19 protein-coding genes are annotated in these 17,386 nt (G+C 68.5%); 5 read left to right on the forward strand and 14 right to left on the reverse strand.

The genetic code is table 11. From position 1 onward, the window contains the following. Nucleotides 1-22: 22 nt before the first annotated feature. Both D7V77_RS10580 and D7V77_RS10585 read left to right on the forward strand, forming a co-directional pair. The gene (locus tag D7V77_RS10580) at nucleotides 23-673 is read left to right on the forward strand and encodes a TIGR02269 family lipoprotein (RefSeq protein ID WP_120576141.1); all 651 of its coding nucleotides are present in this window, start codon (nucleotides 23-25) and stop codon (nucleotides 671-673) included. Between the two features lie 29 nt (nucleotides 674-702). Beyond that, on the forward strand, nucleotides 703-1,431 hold the full coding sequence (locus tag D7V77_RS10585; protein WP_120576142.1) for a double-CXXCG motif protein: 729 nt from the start codon (nucleotides 703-705) through the stop codon (nucleotides 1,429-1,431). Between the two features lie 4 nt (nucleotides 1,432-1,435). On the opposite strand, the gene D7V77_RS10590 is transcribed toward D7V77_RS10585, so the two are convergent. Continuing rightward, nucleotides 1,436-2,116, reverse strand: a complete 681-nt coding sequence (locus D7V77_RS10590; RefSeq protein WP_120576143.1) for a hypothetical protein — start codon at nucleotides 2,114-2,116, stop codon at nucleotides 1,436-1,438. Nucleotides 2,117-2,148: 32 nt separating this feature from the next. Here D7V77_RS10590 and D7V77_RS10595 point away from each other — a divergent pair, with 32 nt between their 5' ends. Together D7V77_RS10595 and D7V77_RS10600 are read left to right on the forward strand one after the other, a co-directional pair. After that, complete coding sequence (locus D7V77_RS10595) at nucleotides 2,149-2,793, forward strand: TIGR02269 family lipoprotein (protein WP_120576144.1); 645 nt, start codon at nucleotides 2,149-2,151, stop codon at nucleotides 2,791-2,793. 26 nt (nucleotides 2,794-2,819) lie between these two features. Next, a complete protein-coding gene (locus tag D7V77_RS10600; RefSeq protein ID WP_120576145.1) occupies nucleotides 2,820-3,545 on the forward strand; it encodes a double-CXXCG motif protein in 726 nt (241 codons plus the stop codon). A 5-nt stretch (nucleotides 3,546-3,550) separates the two neighbouring features. On the opposite strand, the gene D7V77_RS10605 is transcribed toward D7V77_RS10600, so the two are convergent. From D7V77_RS10605 to D7V77_RS10625, 5 genes are all read right to left on the reverse strand, one after another. Beyond that, nucleotides 3,551-5,344 carry an alkaline phosphatase D family protein gene (locus D7V77_RS10605; RefSeq protein ID WP_120576146.1) on the reverse strand — a complete coding sequence of 598 codons (1,794 nt, stop codon included), beginning with the start codon at nucleotides 5,342-5,344 and terminating at the stop codon, nucleotides 3,551-3,553. 45 nt (nucleotides 5,345-5,389) lie between these two features. Next, on the reverse strand, nucleotides 5,390-5,806 hold the full coding sequence (locus D7V77_RS10610) for a VOC family protein (protein WP_120576147.1): 417 nt from the start codon (nucleotides 5,804-5,806) through the stop codon (nucleotides 5,390-5,392). Between the two features lie 65 nt (nucleotides 5,807-5,871). Then, nucleotides 5,872-6,729, reverse strand: a complete 858-nt coding sequence (locus D7V77_RS10615) for a helix-turn-helix domain-containing protein (protein ID WP_120576148.1) — start codon at nucleotides 6,727-6,729, stop codon at nucleotides 5,872-5,874. Nucleotides 6,730-6,739: 10 nt separating this feature from the next. Then, nucleotides 6,740-7,759, reverse strand: coding sequence for an alpha/beta fold hydrolase (locus tag D7V77_RS10620; protein ID WP_120576149.1), 1,020 nt, complete (start codon nucleotides 7,757-7,759; stop codon nucleotides 6,740-6,742). A 68-nt stretch (nucleotides 7,760-7,827) separates the two neighbouring features. Continuing rightward, the gene (locus D7V77_RS10625; RefSeq protein ID WP_120576150.1) at nucleotides 7,828-8,265 is read right to left on the reverse strand and encodes an SRPBCC domain-containing protein; all 438 of its coding nucleotides are present in this window, start codon (nucleotides 8,263-8,265) and stop codon (nucleotides 7,828-7,830) included. 56 nt (nucleotides 8,266-8,321) lie between these two features. Here D7V77_RS10625 and D7V77_RS10630 point away from each other — a divergent pair, with 56 nt between their 5' ends. Beyond that, nucleotides 8,322-8,651 carry a metalloregulator ArsR/SmtB family transcription factor gene (locus D7V77_RS10630; protein WP_120576151.1) on the forward strand — a complete coding sequence of 110 codons (330 nt, stop codon included), beginning with the start codon at nucleotides 8,322-8,324 and terminating at the stop codon, nucleotides 8,649-8,651. A gap of 10 nt (nucleotides 8,652-8,661) precedes the next feature. Here D7V77_RS10630 and D7V77_RS10635 read toward each other — a convergent pair whose 3' ends face one another. The 8 genes from D7V77_RS10635 to D7V77_RS10670 all read right to left on the reverse strand — a co-directional run bounded on the left by D7V77_RS10635 (nucleotide 8,662) and on the right by D7V77_RS10670 (nucleotide 17,225). Further along, nucleotides 8,662-9,936 carry an MFS transporter gene (locus tag D7V77_RS10635; RefSeq protein ID WP_120576152.1) on the reverse strand — a complete coding sequence of 425 codons (1,275 nt, stop codon included), beginning with the start codon at nucleotides 9,934-9,936 and terminating at the stop codon, nucleotides 8,662-8,664. A gap of 214 nt (nucleotides 9,937-10,150) precedes the next feature. Beyond that, complete coding sequence (locus D7V77_RS10640; RefSeq protein WP_120576153.1) at nucleotides 10,151-11,959, reverse strand: CapA family protein; 1,809 nt, start codon at nucleotides 11,957-11,959, stop codon at nucleotides 10,151-10,153. A gap of 111 nt (nucleotides 11,960-12,070) precedes the next feature. Next, a complete protein-coding gene (locus tag D7V77_RS10645; RefSeq protein WP_120576154.1) occupies nucleotides 12,071-12,577 on the reverse strand; it encodes a DoxX family protein in 507 nt (168 codons plus the stop codon). A gap of 115 nt (nucleotides 12,578-12,692) precedes the next feature. Beyond that, nucleotides 12,693-13,472, reverse strand: a complete 780-nt coding sequence (locus D7V77_RS10650) for a tRNA1(Val) (adenine(37)-N6)-methyltransferase (protein WP_120576155.1) — start codon at nucleotides 13,470-13,472, stop codon at nucleotides 12,693-12,695. 2 nt (nucleotides 13,473-13,474) lie between these two features. Continuing rightward, on the reverse strand, nucleotides 13,475-14,428 hold the full coding sequence (gshB, locus tag D7V77_RS10655) for a glutathione synthase (protein ID WP_120576161.1): 954 nt from the start codon (nucleotides 14,426-14,428) through the stop codon (nucleotides 13,475-13,477). A gap of 81 nt (nucleotides 14,429-14,509) precedes the next feature. Further along, the gene (locus tag D7V77_RS10660) at nucleotides 14,510-16,222 is read right to left on the reverse strand and encodes a serine/threonine-protein kinase (RefSeq protein WP_120576156.1); all 1,713 of its coding nucleotides are present in this window, start codon (nucleotides 16,220-16,222) and stop codon (nucleotides 14,510-14,512) included. A gap of 413 nt (nucleotides 16,223-16,635) precedes the next feature. Next, nucleotides 16,636-16,962 (reverse strand): hypothetical protein, encoded by a 327-nt coding sequence (locus D7V77_RS10665; protein WP_233596797.1) that lies wholly within the window; start codon nucleotides 16,960-16,962, stop codon nucleotides 16,636-16,638. An 8-nt stretch (nucleotides 16,963-16,970) separates the two neighbouring features. Then, nucleotides 16,971-17,225 (reverse strand): hypothetical protein, encoded by a 255-nt coding sequence (locus D7V77_RS10670; protein WP_233596798.1) that lies wholly within the window; start codon nucleotides 17,223-17,225, stop codon nucleotides 16,971-16,973. Between the last annotated feature and the right edge of the window lie 161 nt (nucleotides 17,226-17,386).

Raw genomic sequence — 17,386 nt, forward strand, 5'->3', positions numbered from 1 at the left:
GTGGGTGTTAGGCTTTTCCGCCATGAGGAAAAGCCTGACGTTCCTGGCCCTGACGCTGTGGATGGCGGCGTGCGCGTCCAGCACGCCGCTTCAACAGCGGTGGGACGAAGCCGAAGCGGAGTGCGGTGACGCGAGCAGCGACGCCTGTGTGACCCTGGTCTGTGGGGACACGGCGTGCGGCTTCTTCCGGTGCGAGGACGTGCCCGGGGAGGTGGTGCTGGCCCGGGGACTGCCACCCCGGCCGCCACCCGTGGCCATGGCTCCCGCGCCGGGAAGCGGGCCTCGGCGTAACTGGGGGCCCGGGATGGACCTGCCGGGCGGTGCGGAACCGGTGATGGTGTTCCCCTGGTACGGGAACCCCAAGCCCGTGCCTCCTCAGCGGCAGCTGCCAGCGGGGAAGTTCGAGAAGCACCACATCTTCCCGCAGGCGCGGGACCTTGCTGAGTGGTTCAAGAGCAAGGGGATCGACATCCACCAGTACACGATCCCCATTCCCGTGCACGTTCACCGGCGTATCCACAGCGATGGTCCCAAGGGAGGCTTGTGGAACAAGGCCTGGCGCGAGTTCAAGAACGCGAACGACCTCGCTCCCCCTCAAGAAATCTTCAAGCATGCCGGGGAGCTGATCTATCGCTTCCAGCTCCTGGGTGGTCCCATCCAGCGGTACAACTGAGCCCTCATTCCACCGAGGCTTGACGATCCATGCCCTCCTTCTTCTGGCTGCGTGACGACGAGGTAGCCACCTCCCGTTACAGCGGAGACTTCGATGCCGCGCACAAATGGCTCTTGCCTGGTCTCAAAGATTGTCCGGGGTGCGGCCTGACATGGGGTGGATCAGGGCGTCAATACCCCGCCGTGGACCTTTCGCTCATCCCCGAGCATCGGGAATTTGAAGAGCCCCGACCCGAGCCGTTTCACGAGCTCGTCCGTCTCCGCGAATTGGTGCGCCCACTGGTGCCACCGAATGCATCGCTCCCTCCCGGCACAAGCTTCGGTCCGCTCACGGGCACTGCGTCCGGTCAGTTCGGGCCTTTCACCTGGCAGGGGACCTCGCTGATGCTCATCCGCCGCGACGCACTCGATGGCCTCCAGGCCGCGGGCATCCGTGGACTTCTGGGCTGCAAGACGGAGCTGCGGTTCCGGCAGAAGACGCCTCCGGACATCCTCGAGCTCCAGATCGAACCGCGCGGCCTGCTGCACCGTGATTGCCTTCCGCCCGACCTGGATCCACCCTGTCCCACCTGCGGGCGGCAGGCCTTCCGACGTCCGGATGATCCCATCCTCGACCTTGCTTCACTGCCCACGGACACGGACCTGTTCCGTTTGGACAACTTCAGCACCATGATCATCGGCACGGACCGCTTCAAGGACGCGGTGGAGCAGGGCGGTTGGACCGGCATCTCCTTCCGCGAGCTGCCCGTGCGCTCTTGAAGCCCTACTCTGTCTTTCGTGAAGACAGTCGCTGGGGAAAGCGCTCTTCGACACCGGGAAGGAACAGGGGCTTCCCAGCACGGGCGGCTTCGATGGCCCGGCGGAAGTCGAGGTCGCCGTAACGGTCGAGCACCGAGGGGTCGAAGAACCCAGTGCCATCCCCGATGCCTTCGTTCTCGATGTCTGGCATCAGGGGATCCCAACTTCCCAGCGGCGCATAGATGAGCGACCGCATGCCTTCGTCCGCGTAGACGCGGGCGGTGTTCTCGAGAAAGACCGCCCGGGCCCGCAGCTCACCCTTGGCACTGAGGACCGCGTTGTGGTCTCCGTACTGGCCGAAGAGACAGTCCTCCACGAGGACGGAGCCCTCCACGAAGATCCGCGCTCCGTTGCCGAACGACAGCGTTCGGGCGTGCAGATCGCCACGAACGATGACCAGACCGGGATGATAGTCGTCGGTCCAGAGACGCAGGTGGTCCTTCGTCTTGAGTGGACCGTTGATCTGGAAGACATAGGGGCCTCGACCCGTGTCGATGCTTCCGGAGACATCCACGCCTGTGTCGCTGTTCCAGAAGGTGCAGGGATTGAGCCCCTCGAAGGTGCGGAGCTCCGGATCCCACCGGGGATGGTGAAGGGCGGCGAGGGTCGTTGCGTTGCACAGGTCTTCAAGTCTGACGTTGGTCACAGGGACACCGGATATGAGTAGGTTTTGCCGCCATGCGAAAGATCCTGACGTTCCTGGCGCTGTGGATGGCGGCGTGCGCGTCCAGCACGCCGCTCCAGCAGCGCTGGGATGAAGCCGAAGCGGAGTGTAATGACGCGAGCAGCGATGCCTGTGTGACCCTGGTCTGTGGGGACACAGCGTGCGGCTTCTTCAGGTGCGAGGACGTACCTGGGGAGATAGTGCTGGCGCGGGGTCTGCCGCCCCGGCCTCCACCCGTGGCGGTGGCTCCCGCGCCGGGAAGCGGTCCCCGGCGCAACTGGGGCGGCAGCATGGGCCTGCCGGGTGATGTGGAACCCGTGATGGTGTTCCCGTGGCACGGGATCCCCAAGCCCGTGCCTCCTCAGCGGCAGCTGCTGGCGGGGAAGTTCGAGAAGCACCACATCTTCCCGCAGGCCCCGGACCTGGCCATGTGGTTCAAGAGACAAGGCGTCGACATCCACCAGTACACGATCCCCATCCCCGTGCATGTCCACCGGCGCATCCACAGCAATGGGCCCAACGGGGGCATGTGGAATGAAGCCTGGCGCGAGTTCAGCAAGGCGAACAGGTTCGCCAAGCCTCCAGAGATCTTCAAACACGCTGGGGAACTCATCTATCGGTTTCAGCTGTTGGGTGGTCCCATCCAGCGGTACAACTGAACTCCGGTGATTCGATTCCAGAGACCATGACCCGCTTCTTTGATCTTCGTCGCGACAAAGCAATCTGGACCCCCTCCAGCGGGGATTTCAATGCCGCACCGAAGTGGGGCCTGCCTGGCATCAAGGATTGCCCAGGATGTGGCGCCACCTGGTCCACCTGGGGAGACCATTACCCTGCGGTAGACCTGTCGAATCTTCCCGAACGAGGCGAGTTCGAAGAACCCCGGCCCGAGCCCTTCCACAAGTTCGCGCGTCTCCGCGAACTGGTACGCCCACTGGCGCCCCCAGGCTCCGAGCTTGCCCCCGGAACGACCTTCGGCCCGCTGGTAGGCCATGCACGAGGCCAGTTCGCTCCCTTCTCGGGTCTGGAAAGCTGTTGGATCGTCGTGCGCCGTGACGCCTTTGACAGTCTCCAGGCAGCCGGGATCCGAGGACTCCTCGGATGCAAGACGGAGCTGCGGTTCCGTCAGAAGACGCCCCCGGACCTCCTCGAGCTCCAACTCGAACTGCGCGGCCGGATGCACCGCGACTGTCTTCCCCCCGACCTGGAACCGCCTTGTCCCACCTGCGGGCGCGTAGGCCTTCGCCTTCCAGACGACCTCATCCTCGACGCGGCATCCCTACCAACGGACACGGACCTCTTCCGCCTGGGCGACTACAGCACCGTCCTCGTCGGCACGGACCGCTTCAAGGACGCGGTGGAGCAGGGCGGTTGGACCGGCATCTCCTTCCGCGAGCTTCCGGTCCGCTGAAACCCTCAGCCCACGGCAGGGAAGGGCGGTGGCTCCACCACCACCTCCATCGGCAGGTTCTCCTTCTCCGCGATCCACTTCACCCACAGCTTCGGACGCGCGGTCGTGTCCCGGTGCTTGGGCCGCTCCAGCCGGATGGACAGCCAGTTGCGGTCCCGCAGGTACAGCTCCTTGCCCACCGGCAACAGCTCCGTCTGCAGGAACCCTGGCAGGTCCTCTCGGGAATCCTCCGACAACGCCAGCATCCCCTTGAACGCGAGCCATCCCGGCGGCGGATGCACGATGGGCGAGGACGTCGCCTGTTCGATGAACACCTCCCCCACCGTGCCCAACGCGGGCACCAGGTGGTCCGGATTGCGTGAACGCACGCGCGCCCTCGCTCCGACGTGCACGTCCCCCGACAACACCGTCACCGCGCAGTAGGACTTCTTCGCCAGCGAGAACAGGTTCATCAACAACCGCGTGCGCTCGCCCCGGTGCACCGAGGACTCCCACTGGTCCAACAGGTCGTCGCGCAGCTCGATGCCCCCTCCGCTCATCCGCTCCATCGCTGGACCGAACCGCAAGTGCACCAGCGGCACTGACGACACCACCAACACGTGCCTCGCCTTCTTGCCGTTCTCCGGCCGCTGGCGGTGCTCCTCGCGCCACGCGTCGAAGGCGTCCCACTGTGACCGGCTCATCACCGTGAACTCGGTCTGCGGATGCGCGTCTCCGGTGTCCAGCACCCGGCTGGTCCGGCCGCTCCTCAGGTCCAGCAACACCACGTCCAGGTCGCAGTCCGCCGTGGAGAAACAGAACGTCTGGAAATAGTGCTGCGCGGGCTTCACCACGCCCCGGTCGTCTGGCTCGCGCGCCTTCGCCGGCTGCTCCAAGAAGCCCCGCTGGAAGGCTTCGAACGCTTGCGCCGCCGCGCTGTAGAGGGCCCGATACCAGGGCGCCTGCTGCAGCTCCTCGTGCGAACCCCACCCGTCGAAGATGTCGTGGTCGTCCCACATGAACAGGCCCGGCACCCGCCGCAGCACCGGCGCGATGCCCTGGCTCCCGCCCCACCGCTCCCGGTAGAGCCAGACGTATTCCGCGAACAGCTTCTCCGAAAGCCCGTCCGGCACCGGCAGCTTCAACCGCTCCGACCGGGGCAACTTCATGAACGCGTTCAACACATCCATCGTGTTGTGCAACGAGTCCGCGTAGAGCTGATCGCCTCCCCCGAGCAACAGCTGGAAGCCCGGCGTCTTCGCCGGATCCGCCGGATCCTGCTGATGCTGTTGCAGCATCCGCTCCCATAGGGCGAAGGGCTGCGCCAGGTTGCTCCAATCACTCGCACGGCTGGCGCCGTTGCAGGAGAAGAACGCGATGTTCGGCGACACGCCCTTCGCGGGCACGATGACGTCGGCCACCACCAGCGGCTCCGGCGGGACGACCTTCGAGGACCACGGCCGGTCAGCTCGCGGCTGCGGACGCTCGAAGGTCACCGGCACGCCGGGCGTGTCTGTCGATTCGAAGTGATAGGACAGCCGCTGCGCCACGTCCGTGCGCGGCAGGATGACCTCCCAGCGCCACACCACGCCCCGGGTGTCCTTGGGCAGGGCGGTGAGGTCCGCAGCGGCCGTCACCTCGTCGAAGGCGGCGACCCGCTTGCCCTTCGCGTCGCGGAAGCACAGCCTCAACGCCGGAGGCTTCTTCGCTGACGTGCTGTCCAGGAACACGTTGACGAAGAAGCTCCACACGTCGTGGGACTTCGGGTCCGGCGTGGCCTGCGCCCGGGCGTACAGGATGGGTCCCAGCAAGAGCTTCATGCGGAAAGCCTTGCATGGACGCACCGCCCCGTCGACGAAGGCGCCTCACCCCTTCGGCGGAGTCACCGCGAGCGGCTGGTACGTGCCGAAGCTCCAGACGTTCCCCTCGGGGTCCAGCGCGCTGAAGTCCCGCGAGCCGTAGTCCGTGTCGTGCAGCTCCATCGCGATGGCCGCGCCCGCTGCCTTCGCTCGCGCGTACAGCGCATCCGGGTCCGTCACCACCACGTAGATGCCCTGGTTCTTCAGGGGCACGTCCTTCGACGCGGCCATCTTCAGCCGGCCGCCCTCCGCGCCGCCGAACATCACGAGCCCGTGGCCCAGCGTCAGCTCCACGTGGGCGATGGCGCCGTCAGGCTTGCGGTAGACGACCCGCTCCTCGCAGCCGAAGGCCTGCTTCAGGAAGCGCAGGGCGGACTCGGGGTCGGCGTAGTGGACGAAGGGATACAGGCTGGGCAGGGACATGGTGTGTCTTCCTTTCACCACGCATCCTGCCCATCCACCCCCGGCCTTTCTTGGACGGATTTTACCTACGCGCCGGATTCGAACCCGCCCGCGTCCGGAAGCGCACGCCGCAGGAGCGCGGACGGCGGCCCGCCGGTGAACTGGCGGAAGTCCCGGTTCAGGTGTGCCTGGTCGAAATAGCCCAGCTCCAGCGCCAACTCCGCCCAGCGCACCGGGCCTCCGGATTTGATCCGCTCCACCGCCCGGTCGAAACGCAACAGGCGCGCAAGCCTTCGCGGCGGCAGCCCCACCTGTTCGTGGAACTGGTGGATGAGGTGCTTGTGGCTGTGGCCCAGCTCGCTCGCCAGCGTGGCGATGTCCACCTGGCCTCCCGTGCTCTGGATGCGCTCCACCGCCCACTTCACGCCCGCGTCCACCGCGGGGCCCCGCTCCGCGCGTTGGAGCAGGAACGCGTCCGCGATGGCGAAGCGCGCCGCCCAGTCCCGCGCCTCCGCCAGGGACTCCACCAGCCGCCGCGCCTCCCCGCCCCACAGGTCCTCCAGGCCCGTCACCCGGTGGGCCAGCTCGTGCATGGGCAGGCCGAAGAGGCGCCTGGCCCCCAGCGGCGTGAGGTTCACCTGGAGCCCGTGGGACTCGCCGTTGTGCTCGGTGGTGCTCCAGCGCTCGTCCAGCCCCGCGACGAAGCCGGAGCGATGCCGCGTCACCTGGCCCGCGTCGTCCAGGTGCTTCAGCAGCGGACCGAACTCCAGGATGAGCACCACCTGCACGCCGGGCAGCTCCTGCCGGCGCATGGGCTGGGGCATGGCCTCGCGAAAGCCGCAGTAGTCCCGGATGAGCGGCGCCAGCGCCGGGGGCGGCGTGGCCAGCGCCATCTCCCAGCCGCCCCGCTCGGACGCGTGGCGCACCACGCGGATGCGATGCATGCGGCGCAGGTTACTTCGAAACCTTGCGCAGGAAGTCCAGCAGGGCCGCGTGCCACTTCTCCGGCGACTCGAAGTGGGGGATGTGGCCCACGTTCGGGATCTCCACCAGCGTGGCGCCCGGGATGGCCGCGGCGGTCTTCTTCCCCAGCGCCGGGTACTGCCCCAGCTTCGGCAGCAGCGCGGGCGGCACGCTGCCCTTGCCCACCACCGTGCGGTCCTCCTGACCAATCACCACCAGCGCGGGCACCTTCACCAACGGAAACTCGTGCACCACCGGCTGCTCGTAGATCATCGTCTGCGTGGCGGCGGACACCCAGGCCAGGCGCGGGTACTCACCGCTGAGCGTCTGGCGGTAGAGGACCTGGACGTATTCGTCGTACTCGGGCTTCCACTTCACGTAGTAGCCGCGCTGGTACTTGCGCAGCCCCTCCTCCGTGGCCTTCAGGTTCTCCTGGTAGAGGTCCTCGGTGGACTTCCAGGGGACGGACTCGCGGTAGTCCTCCAGGCCAATGGGGTTCTCCAGCACCAGCTGCGTCGTCACCTCCGGGTACATCAGCGCGAAGCGCGTCGCGAGCATGCCGCCCATGCTGTGACCCACCACCACGGCCTGCTTCACGCCCACTTCATCCAGCACCTGCTTCGTCAGCGACGCCAGCGTGTGGAAGCTGTACGCGATGGCTGGCTTGGACGACTTGCCGAAGCCAATCTGATCCGGCACCACGACGCGGTAGCCCGCGCCGGTGAGGACGCGAATCGTGTCCTTCCAGTACGCGCCGAAGAAGTTCTTGCCGTGCAGCAGCACCACCGTGCGCCCGTTCGCGTTGCCCGTGGGCTTCACGTCCATGTACGCCATGCGCAGGTCCTGACCCTCCAGCTTCACGGGCAGGAACTGCACGGGGGCAGGGTAGGGGTAGCCCTCCATGCCCAGGCCCAGCGCCTCCGGGGCGCGCTTGGACTCCTGTGCGTTCGCGGTGGGCGCGGAGAGGAGCAGGGCGGACAGGAGCAGGGCGGGGACGCGAACGGACGACATGGGGCTCCTTCGGAACGGGGCGCGAGGGAACGGCAGTCTGGCCGCGACATTCCCCCGCGTCGCGGATTTCAGAACGCCCCGCCCTCCCGAAGGTTGATGCCGTATTCCAGATAACCCTTGAGGCAGAGCATCATGTGCATCCAGCCACCCGCGTTGCCGTAGGACGCCGTGATGCCCTTCTCATCCGGCTTCCATCCGGACTCGCTGATCTTCACCATCGTGTTGCTTGCGTCCAACGGCACGAAGCGCATCTCCACGCGCGTGTTGTAGCTGTCGTCCGCGGGCCACTCGAAGACGATGCGCTCGTTGGGAATCACCTCGCGCGTGATGACGTCGAACTCGCCCGGCGCCTCCGCGAAGCTCCACTTCACCGTGGTGCCCTGCGCCAGCGGACCGCTGCTCGTCTTCACGAAGTAGCCGCTCAGCTTCGTGGGGTTCACCACCGCCTCGAACACCTGCGCCACCGGCTTGCGGATCTTCAACTGCACCTGGAACTTCGGCTCCATGGGGCACCCCTGGTCGTGAACTGGTCCTGCCCGCAAATAGGTTATAGAAATATAACATGTCAAGGAGCGACCAGGACGACCTCATCTTCAAGGCGCTGGCGGACTCGCGCCGGCGGGCCATCCTGGACCTGTTGAAGGACGCGCCCCGGACCACCGGGGAGCTGTGCGAGCACTTCGAGAAGACCCTGGACCGCTGCACCGTGATGCAGCACCTCAAGGTCCTGGAGAAGGCGGAGCTGGTGCTGTCCCACAAGGAGGGGCGCACGCGGTGGAACCACCTCAACGCGGCGCCCATCCAGGACATCCACTCGCGGTGGATCAGCTCCTACGCCACCCACGCGGTGAAGCTGCTGACGAAGCTGAAGCGGGACCTGGAGGAGGACTGACGGGCGCGCGTCAGTGCGCGCTGTCGGAGAACGGCTGGACGTCCGCCGGGGCCAGGGGCTCGTTCTCGAAGCGCGCGGGCTTGAGCAGGCGCGTGCTGAGCACCAGCGCGAGGAAGACGGCGCTGCTCCCGATGGTCACGAAGCGCAGGTGCATGCGGTCCGCCAGCGCGCCCTGGAACCAGACGCCCAGCGAATAGCCCGCGCCCAGCACCATGCTGTAGAGGCTGCCCATGCGGGCCTGCAGCTCACGCGGCACGCGGCCCTGGCAGGACGCGCTCAGGCTGCTCATCAGGATGAGGTAGTTGGCGCCGAGGAAGAAGATGCACACCGCCGCCACCTGGAGCGTGGGCGCCAGCCAGTACACGCCCGACAGCACCGCGATGGTCGTGGCCGAGTAGCCGCGCAGCTTGCGCTGCCCGCAGAGCTCCGCGAGCGTGCCCACGCACAGCGCCGCCGTCACCGCGCCCGCGCCCTGGCACGTCACCAGCAGCGACGTGGCCGCGGCGCCCTGACCCAGCTCACGGATGGCGAACACCGGCACCAGGCCGATGAAGGGCGCCACCAGCGCGGCCACGAAGAAAGTGGCCACCAGCACCAGTGAGATGTCCTCGTCGTCGCGCGCCACGGTGATGCCGCGGCGGATGCCATCCCAGAGCGGCTCGCGCTTCACGGACGGGTCCCGGGCCGGTGGCACCACGCGCCACAGCGCCACCAGCACCGCGAAGAAGGACAGCGTGTTCGCGAGCAGCGCCCACGCGGGCCCGCCCGCCTGAAACACCACCGCGGCCAGCGTGGGCCCCATGATGCGGCCCAGGTTGAACTGCGCGGAGTTGAGGCTGGTGGACAGGTGCAGGTCTTCCGGCGGCACCAGTTCGGCCAGCAGCGCGGAGAAGGCCGGATAGGTGAGCGTGCTCACGCACCCGTTGAGGAACGAGATGACGCCGATGACGGACACCGACAGCTGCCCGCGGAACGCCAGCACCGTCAGCACGGCCGCGAGCGCCGCCTGGAGCAGCGCGCCCAGCCCCGCGTACGCGCGACGGTCGAAGCGATCCGCCAGCGCGCCGCCCACCGGCGCCAGCACCACCGCGGGCAGGAAGGACAGCGCGACGATGGCGCCCGTCCACTCCGCGCGGCCGGTGGTCTGCGTGACGTACACGCCCATCGCCACCGTCTCCATCCAGGTGCCGATGTTGGAGATGAGCGCGCCCAGCCACACGGCGAAATAGCCGGGGTATTCGAAGGGGCGCAGCGAAGTCAGTCGTGGGAGTCGATGGGCAGGCACGTCGAAGGCTGTCTTAGCGCACGCCGCCCACGCATGCCTTGCACGGCGCGGCACCCTTGGAGGCGCAATGAAGCGCACGCCAGCCCAGGCAGCAGCCCGGCTTCAACAAAGCACGCATTCCCTGACGGTGATGCGCGATGCGTGACACACAAAACACCCACGGAGGCTGTGGCTTCCGTGGGTGCGGGTGCGGCGTTGTCGTGAAGACTCGGCGCTACGGCGCGGTGCTGGAGGCCGTGATGGGCGACTTGCGCGGAGAGAGGCGGCCGTCGTCGGCGATGCGGGCGCCCGTGTCGGGGAAGTCCTCGGTGGTGAGCTTGCGCACCAGCGAGACGACGTTGGCGGCCGGGTCCGGCTGCGTGATGCCTTCGCCCATCTGCTTCGTGGGGAGGATGCGGCCGTTGGAGAAGCCGCCACGGCTGTCCAGCTCCACTTCGAGAATCATGCCCAGGCCCTGCGGGCCCTTGAGGTTGAAGCGGCCATAGGTGGCGAAGTTGCCCATGGAGTAGGCGATGAGACGGCCCTGGTAGAACTCCATGGCGCGCGCGACGTGCGGGCCGTGGCCGAGCACCAGGTGCGCGCCCGCGTCCACCACCGCGTGGGTGAAGACGCGCAGGTCGCCGCGGTCCTCGCCGAAGAACATCTCCTTGCCGGCCGGGACGTGCAGGGCCTTGCCGCCCTCCGCGCCGCCGTGGAAGGAGACGATGACGATGTCGTGCGTGGCCGCGGTCTGCTTCACCAGCGCGGTGGCGGTGGGCAGGTTGTTGAGGTGGTTGCAGCCCGCGGACGTGTGGAAGGCCACCAGTCCAATCTTCAGCCCGTTGCGCTCCACGGTGGCCACGCTGCCCGGCGGACCACTCCAGGCGATGCCCAGCGCGTCCAGCGTGGATTCGGTGGCGCGGCGGCACTCCTCGCCGAAGTCGCCGGAGTGGTTGTTCGCGGTGGAGACCACGTCCACGCCGGCCTGCTTCAGGTAATCGCCGAAGGAGGTGGGGGAGCGGAACGCGTAGCAGTTCGCGGGCGAGCGGCACTTGGTGGTGCGGCCGGTGTCGCAGAGCGGCCCTTCCAGGTTCACGAAGGTGAGGTCCGCGTCCTCCAGCAGGGGACGCACGGCCGCGATGACGCTGCCGCCGCCCTCGGGGGGCAGGTAGCCCTCCGGCACGGTGGTGCCGAGCATCAGGTCACCGGCGGCGCGGATGCGCAGCTTCGCGCCCGGCGGCGGGGGCGGGCGGGGCGTGCTGTCCACCGGCTGCGCGAGCTTCGCCTGGAGCGCGGCCTGGCTGCGGGCCTGCGTGAGCGCGCCCTCCAGGTCCGGCTGGTTGGGATTGAGCGCGCGCACCTGCGTCCACTGCGTGAGGGAGTCCGCCCAGCGGCCCTCGACGGAGTAGGCCCAGCCGAGCTCCCAGCGGCAGTCGGCGCGGGACGGCGCGGCCTGCACGCACGCGGACAGCTCCGCGATGGCGGTGCGCGAATCCTTGGACTGGAGGGCCGCGACGCCCCGGGCGTAGTGCTCGTCCGGGTTGCCCACGGTGGCGAGGCCGGACGCGGAGGCCTTGCCGTGCATCGTGATGGCGGCGGCGCGCAGGGCACCGAGGCTGGCCTCCACGGCGATGCGGCCTGCTTCGGAGAGGGACTCTGTCTGGCTTTGCGCGGCGCCCGTGGCTGGCACCGTGTTCGACTCGCGGGGCGGCGTCGGGATGGACTCGGCGACGCCCGCGGGCATCCGCACGGAGACAGGCGTCTCGGAGTCATTGGGACGGTTCCGCGTGGCGGCCGTCACGGACGCGAGTCCTGCCGCATCCAGCTGCCGCGTCACCCGCGAGCTCCCCATCGCCCCTCGCACGGAGGCCATGCCCGCGGCTTCCAGCCGCCCGGTGCCCGCATCCCGGATGACGGAGCGCACGGAGGCAACGCCCGCCGCGGTGAGGCGCGCGGTGCTGGAGGACTCGGCTGTGGAGAAGTTGGGGACGGACGCGGCGGGCGCGGCGAGCGCCAGCATCAGCAGGACGGACGGGGGGGCCATGGCCCGCGCATCTTACGGGATGAAGCGGGGGCAGGGGCGCCACCGGCGTGCCCGGTTCGCTGGCAGCCGGGCAGGCGACACCCCTACACCCCTTGAAGGCCCTGGCCCCGGCTACCCGAGCGCGTCGAGCAGCACCGAGCCCCGGCGCTGACGCGGCAGCAGCCGGAAGTGCCTCAGCTCCCGGCGCTTCACCCGCCGCTCCAGCGCGCTGTGCAGGGACAGCCGCCCCGGCCCGCGCATCAGCGTCCCCAGCGCGATGGCGATGAGCGCCACGTTGAACTCGTAGCCGCCCTTGGTGATGTCGAAGCCGTTCTTCCTGTGCACCTTCGCGATGGCCATCGCCTGCGTGACGATGACCGACACCGCCGTGAAGCGCGTCGCGATGCCCAGGATGGAGCTCACCCCGGCCACCAGCTCCGTGATGCCCGTGGCCAGCAGCCACGGCTTGCCGGGCTTGATGCCCAGCTGCTCGAACATGCCCGCTTGCTCCTCGATGCCTTCCTTCTTCAGCTTCGCCAGGCCGTGATGAATCATCGTCGCGCCCAGCGACAGGCGCGGCGGCAGCAACGCGGCCGACTTCAGCAGCGAGGGTTGTTCGTTGAGCATCGTCACGTTCATGGGGCTCTCCTCGTCGGGACGCGGACGTCCGGTAGGTGAAGTGCCCCTTACGTTGTGACGCATCCGCCCATCCGGCCCCGACGCTCGCAGGGCCCGACGCTCAGCGTCCGGGCACTCAACCCCCGTTCCGCTCCGCCAGCGGCACGTCCATCAGCGCCGCCACCTCCGCGCTGTAGCCGCCGGGTCCCTCGCCATGGACGATGAGCGGCGCACGCACCGACAGGCCCCGGTCCTGGTCTCTCAGCGCCTGCACCAGGAAGCGCGTGGCGGGCGCGTCCACCCGCGCATGCACGGAGCGCAGCACCCGGGGGAACAACCGCGCGCCCGCGAGCACCCCCAGCACCTCCGCCAGCCGCGCCGCCGGATACACCAGGCTCACGCCACCCCCGGGCCGCAGGGCATGCCGCGCCGCCGCGACCACGGACGGCGCATCACACGCCACCTCCGACTTGGACATGGCCCGCTCCGCGTCCGGGCTCACCACGCCCGCCTCGGCCCGGCGGAACGGCGGGTTGGACACCACCTGCCCATAGGTCCCGGCCGTGAACAGCGACCGCGCCTGCCGCAGGTCCCCGAGCACCGGCCGCACCCGGCCCTCGCATCCGTTGAGCGCCACCGCGCGCGTCAGCCGTCCGTGCACCGCGGGCTGCAACTCCAGCGCATCCACCGGGCCCGCGACGCCGAACTGCTTCACCAGGAGCAGCGACACCACGCCGCTGCCCGCGCCCAATTCCAGCACGGGCCCGGGCAGGTCGCCGCCCTCGGTGGCCGCGAAGTGCGCCAGCAGCACCGCGTCCAACGTGAAGCGGTAGCCCGTGCGGCGCTGGAACACGCGCACGTCCGCGGTGCCAATGGAGTCCAGCGTCTCGCCGTCCTCCAGCTTGACGGGCTCCACGGTCAGCGCGCGCCGTGCATCCGCTCGGCGACGTCCAGCACGCGCGCCTCGCAGGAGACGCCGTCCAGGTGGCTGGCCTCCACCAGGCCCGTGGGACTCGTGACGTTCACCTCCGTCAGGTAGTCGCCCAGCACGTCGATGCCCACCAGCGTCAGCCCCTTCTCCTGGAGCGACGGCTTGAGGCGCTTGCAGATGAGCAGGTCGCGCTCGGTGATGTCCGCCTTCATCGGCGTGCCGCCCGCGGCCATGTTGCCCCGGTGGTCCGCGTCCGACGGCACGCGCAGCACCGCGCCCACCGGGTCTCCGTCCACCAGGATGATGCGCTTGTCGCCCAGGCGGCTCTCCGGCACGTACGCCTGCGCGAGGATGGGCTCCTTCCCGCCCTGCGTGAGCAGCTCCACCATGGAGCGCGCGTTGCGGTCCCCCGGCGCGAGGAACAGGATGCCCTTACCCCCGAACCCGTCGATGGGCTTGAGGATGGTGCCCTGCGCGTTCTTCGCCGCGAACTCCAGCACCACGGACAGCTCACGCGTGACGCGCGTCTCCGGCATCAGGTCCGGGAAGTTCAGCGTGAAGAGCTTCTCGTTCGCGTCGCGGATGCCGGACGGGTTGTTGATGAAGATGGGGGCGCGGTCCGGACACAGCTCCACCAGCTGCGTGGCGTGCAGATAGTCCGCGTCCACCGGCGGGTCCTTGCGCAGGAAGAGCACGTCCAGCTTCGACAGCGGCCGCACGTCCTCGCTCAGCACGTCGAAGTGGTGCCCCACCTCACGCCGCACCCGGACCCGGCGCATGCGCGCCTCCGAGCACCGGCCGTTGAAGCGCAACCACCCCTGTTCGAAGTAGTAGACGTCGTGCCCCCGCCGCTGTGCCTCCAGCATCAGCGAGAACGTCGTGTCGTGGTCCACCCGCACGCTCTCGAGCGGGTCCATCAGGAAGCCTAGGGAGAGGGCCATGAAGGGCGGAAGATAGCGGACGCCCTCCGCCCTTGCCGCTCCTTCGAGCATGCCTTCGTCCACGCTGGAACGGACGGGGGTCTAGCGGCCCGGCAGCTCCCTCAGCTTGAGGTTGAGGCGCACGGGCTTGCCCGTCTCCACCGGCACGGCGAGCACGCGGCGCTTCTTGTCCTCGCCCACCAGAATCAGCTCCGCCTGTCCCACCGGCAAGGAGCGCTTCACCAACGGTGCGCGGCCCAGGGACTTGTTGTTGAGGAAGATCTCCGCGGGCTCGTCCAGGAAGAGCGTCACCTCGCCCTTGCCCTTGCCCTTGCGGCTGCCCCGGTTGGTGGTGACCTCGTCCCGGTCGTTGTCCCGGTCCTTCGCGCCTGCCCGGTCGCGGTCCTTGTCCCTGGTGTCGCGGTCCTTGGTGTCGCGATCCTTGTCCTTGTCCGGCTCCACGACGGCCACGTCTCCGCCGGGCACGGGGGCGTTGGGCGGCAGGATGGGGACCATGGCGCCCAGGCCCATGGGTGGGGGAGGGGGCGCCTTCTCCTCGGCCTCCAGCAGCTGGGTGAGCCGGAACGCGCCGTAGGCCAGGCCCAGGAACAGCGACAGCGACATGAGCGCCCACACCCTGCCCAGCTTCGAGCGCTTCACCGGGGGCGCGGTCTCGTCGCTGCCGGGGCCTTCCGCGCGAATCTTCGCGATCTCCGCCTTCTTGCGCGCCTCCACCACGCTGAGCGCGGTGGCCTTGCGCTCCGGCAGGTAGGGGCCGTCATCCTTCTGGAGCGCCCGCTTCGCCGACGCCAGCACCTGGCTGCTCGTGGTGACGTCCGCGCTCTCCAGCAGGGAGCGCGTGGCCGCCATGCGCTCCGCGAACAGGCTCTTCATGAGCGCGGCGCGCTGGTCCGCGTCCATCAGCTTGCCGCCAGCCACCTTCTCGATGGCGCGCGCCATGTCCCGCCCGGACGGGTAGCGGCGGTCCACGTTGCGCTCCAGCGCGCGCATCACCACGCGGGAGATGTCCTCGGAGACGTGCGGCAGCAGCACCGACGGCCACGGGATGGCGTCCTCGAGGATCTTCACCATCTCGTCGCGCTCGGTCTTGCCCGCGAAGAGCCGCTCGCCGGTGATGAGCTCGTGCATCACCACGCCCACGGAGAACAGGTCGCTGCGGCCGTCGAGCGAATCGCCGCGCACCTGCTCCGGGGACATGTACCCGGTGGTGCCCTTCACCGTGCCCACGTTGGTGCGCTCCAGGCTGTTCTTCGCCTTGGCGATGCCGAAGTCGAGCAGCTTCACGGTGCCGTCGTACGTCACCATGATGTTCTTCTGCGCCACGTCGCGGTGGATGACGGGGCTCGCCTCGCCGCCAGCGGACGTGAAGGTGTGCGCGTAGTGCAGCGCCAGGCACACGTCGCGGGCCACGGACAGGGTGAAGGCCAGCGGCACCGGCTGGCGCTTCTTCATGCACGCGCTGGTCACCTGGTTGAGGTTCTGCCCGCCGATGAACTCCATGGCCAGGTAGAGCCCGTCGTCCTCCTCCCCCAGGTCGAACACCTGCGCGATGTTCGGGTGGTTGAAGGCCGCGGTGATGCGCGCTTCGTCCAGGAACATGCGGACGAACTGATCATTGGAGCGCGCGTCCGGGAGGATGCGCTTGATGACCACGTACTTGCGGAAGCCGCCCGGGCCCGACGTGTAGCCCAGGAACAGCTCCGCCATGCCGCCCACGGTCAGCTGCGTGAGCACCTCGTACTTCCCGATGCGCTCGCCCCGATGGAAGTCGATGAGCTCATCCTCCAGCGCCATGGAAAGAGGGCGCCCGCGTCGTGAAGAAAGCCGCCCGGACCATAACAGGGCTGTTGCATCCCGGGTCTTTCTTGCCGGTGGAACCCGCGAAGGAGGGGCCCGCATGCCAGCCCGCACGACCCCCAGGTCCCTGTGGATCACCTGTGGATGGTGTGGATGGCCCTGTGGACAACCCGGGGCACGGAAACGGCGTTGTGGATGCCCGGGGGAAACCGGCAATTTGCCCACATGTAGCAGATCGCCGATTCGTGAATGAATCCGCGAGCTTGCTGACTTGTCCCCAACTGGGCTGTCCCTACCTCTTCCACCAGTTGATCAACACTCCAATTAGACTGGTGAAAAGAAGCAGGGCCCGGGCAGAAGTCGGAAACCGACAGGCCTCCGCGGGACGACGAACGACGCGGGACAGAACGCTACATGATGGTGGCGCGAAGCCGCTCCAGCAGCCCGGGCAGTTCCTGGAGCAGCTGCCGGTCCAGGTCCTCCAACGCGGCGCGGTGCATGACCAGGTCCTCCGGCTCGCGGTCCGCGGTCATCATGCGATGCAGGCCGCGCAGGCGCTGGTTGCGCTGGACCAGGCGGGCCAGGGTGTCGTCCAGCTCCTCCGCGAGCGCCGAGTCCAAGCGCAGCTCGTGGCCCACCAGCTCCCGCAGCTGCTCCACGCGGTAGGTGAGCTCCCAGCTCTCCTCGTAGCCCGCGCGCCGGGGCAGCATCTGCCCATACGTCCACCGCTCGTTCACCGCGCCCTCTAGTGCGGCCGGGGCCGGGTGAGGCCCGTCAGGGACAGGCGGGTGCGCATGGGGTCCAGCTCCACGTGCATCCGGCAGTCCGCCACGTCCAGGCGCAGGGTGTAGGGAGGACAGGGCGTGTGTCCCGAGTGATTCTCGGAGGCCTCCGCGCCCATGCGGAACAACTCGGCCAGCACCGCCCGCCGGACCTCGGCCGAAAGTCCGTCCACGGTGGACTGCACCCCCCGGGCGATGAGCACCGTGAATGCCTGCAATCCTGGAGAATCGTGCGGAGGGCCGGCCAGGGTCATACCCGCGCTGTTGCCAGAACCGTACCCTGCGACAGGCCTGTCGTTCCGGGGGGTTGGAGGGGCTCGAAACCCTTGGGGCTGAAAAAAACTCAGCCAGGAAAGTGCCCAATCCTGAAACCCCGGGG

This window comes from Corallococcus sp. CA041A, from assembly GCF_003612075.1.
Lineage (GTDB): Bacteria > Myxococcota > Myxococcia > Myxococcales > Myxococcaceae > Corallococcus > Corallococcus exiguus.

What these genes read in the sequence shown, in the direction of transcription:
- D7V77_RS10660 (WP_120576156.1), bottom strand. Translation starts at nt 16,222, where the DNA reads ATGGCGCTGGAGGATGAGCTCATCGACTTCCATCGGGGCGAGCGCATC.
- D7V77_RS10615 (WP_120576148.1), bottom strand. Translation starts at nt 6,729, where the DNA reads ATGCATCGCATCCGCGTGGTGCGCCACGCGTCCGAGCGGGGCGGCTGG.
- D7V77_RS10605 (WP_120576146.1), bottom strand. Translation starts at nt 5,344, where the DNA reads ATGAAGCTCTTGCTGGGACCCATCCTGTACGCCCGGGCGCAGGCCACG.
- D7V77_RS10585 (WP_120576142.1), top strand. Translation starts at nt 703, where the DNA reads ATGCCCTCCTTCTTCTGGCTGCGTGACGACGAGGTAGCCACCTCCCGT.
- D7V77_RS10625 (WP_120576150.1), bottom strand. Translation starts at nt 8,265, where the DNA reads ATGGAGCCGAAGTTCCAGGTGCAGTTGAAGATCCGCAAGCCGGTGGCG.
- D7V77_RS10595 (WP_120576144.1), top strand. Translation starts at nt 2,149, where the DNA reads ATGCGAAAGATCCTGACGTTCCTGGCGCTGTGGATGGCGGCGTGCGCG.
- D7V77_RS10630 (WP_120576151.1), top strand. Translation starts at nt 8,322, where the DNA reads ATGTCAAGGAGCGACCAGGACGACCTCATCTTCAAGGCGCTGGCGGAC.
- gshB (WP_120576161.1), bottom strand. Translation starts at nt 14,428, where the DNA reads ATGGCCCTCTCCCTAGGCTTCCTGATGGACCCGCTCGAGAGCGTGCGG.
- D7V77_RS10610 (WP_120576147.1), bottom strand. Translation starts at nt 5,806, where the DNA reads ATGTCCCTGCCCAGCCTGTATCCCTTCGTCCACTACGCCGACCCCGAG.
- D7V77_RS10580 (WP_120576141.1), top strand. Translation starts at nt 23, where the DNA reads ATGAGGAAAAGCCTGACGTTCCTGGCCCTGACGCTGTGGATGGCGGCG.
- D7V77_RS10620 (WP_120576149.1), bottom strand. Translation starts at nt 7,759, where the DNA reads ATGTCGTCCGTTCGCGTCCCCGCCCTGCTCCTGTCCGCCCTGCTCCTC.
- D7V77_RS10645 (WP_120576154.1), bottom strand. Translation starts at nt 12,577, where the DNA reads ATGAACGTGACGATGCTCAACGAACAACCCTCGCTGCTGAAGTCGGCC.
- D7V77_RS10600 (WP_120576145.1), top strand. Translation starts at nt 2,820, where the DNA reads ATGACCCGCTTCTTTGATCTTCGTCGCGACAAAGCAATCTGGACCCCC.
- D7V77_RS10640 (WP_120576153.1), bottom strand. Translation starts at nt 11,959, where the DNA reads ATGGCCCCCCCGTCCGTCCTGCTGATGCTGGCGCTCGCCGCGCCCGCC.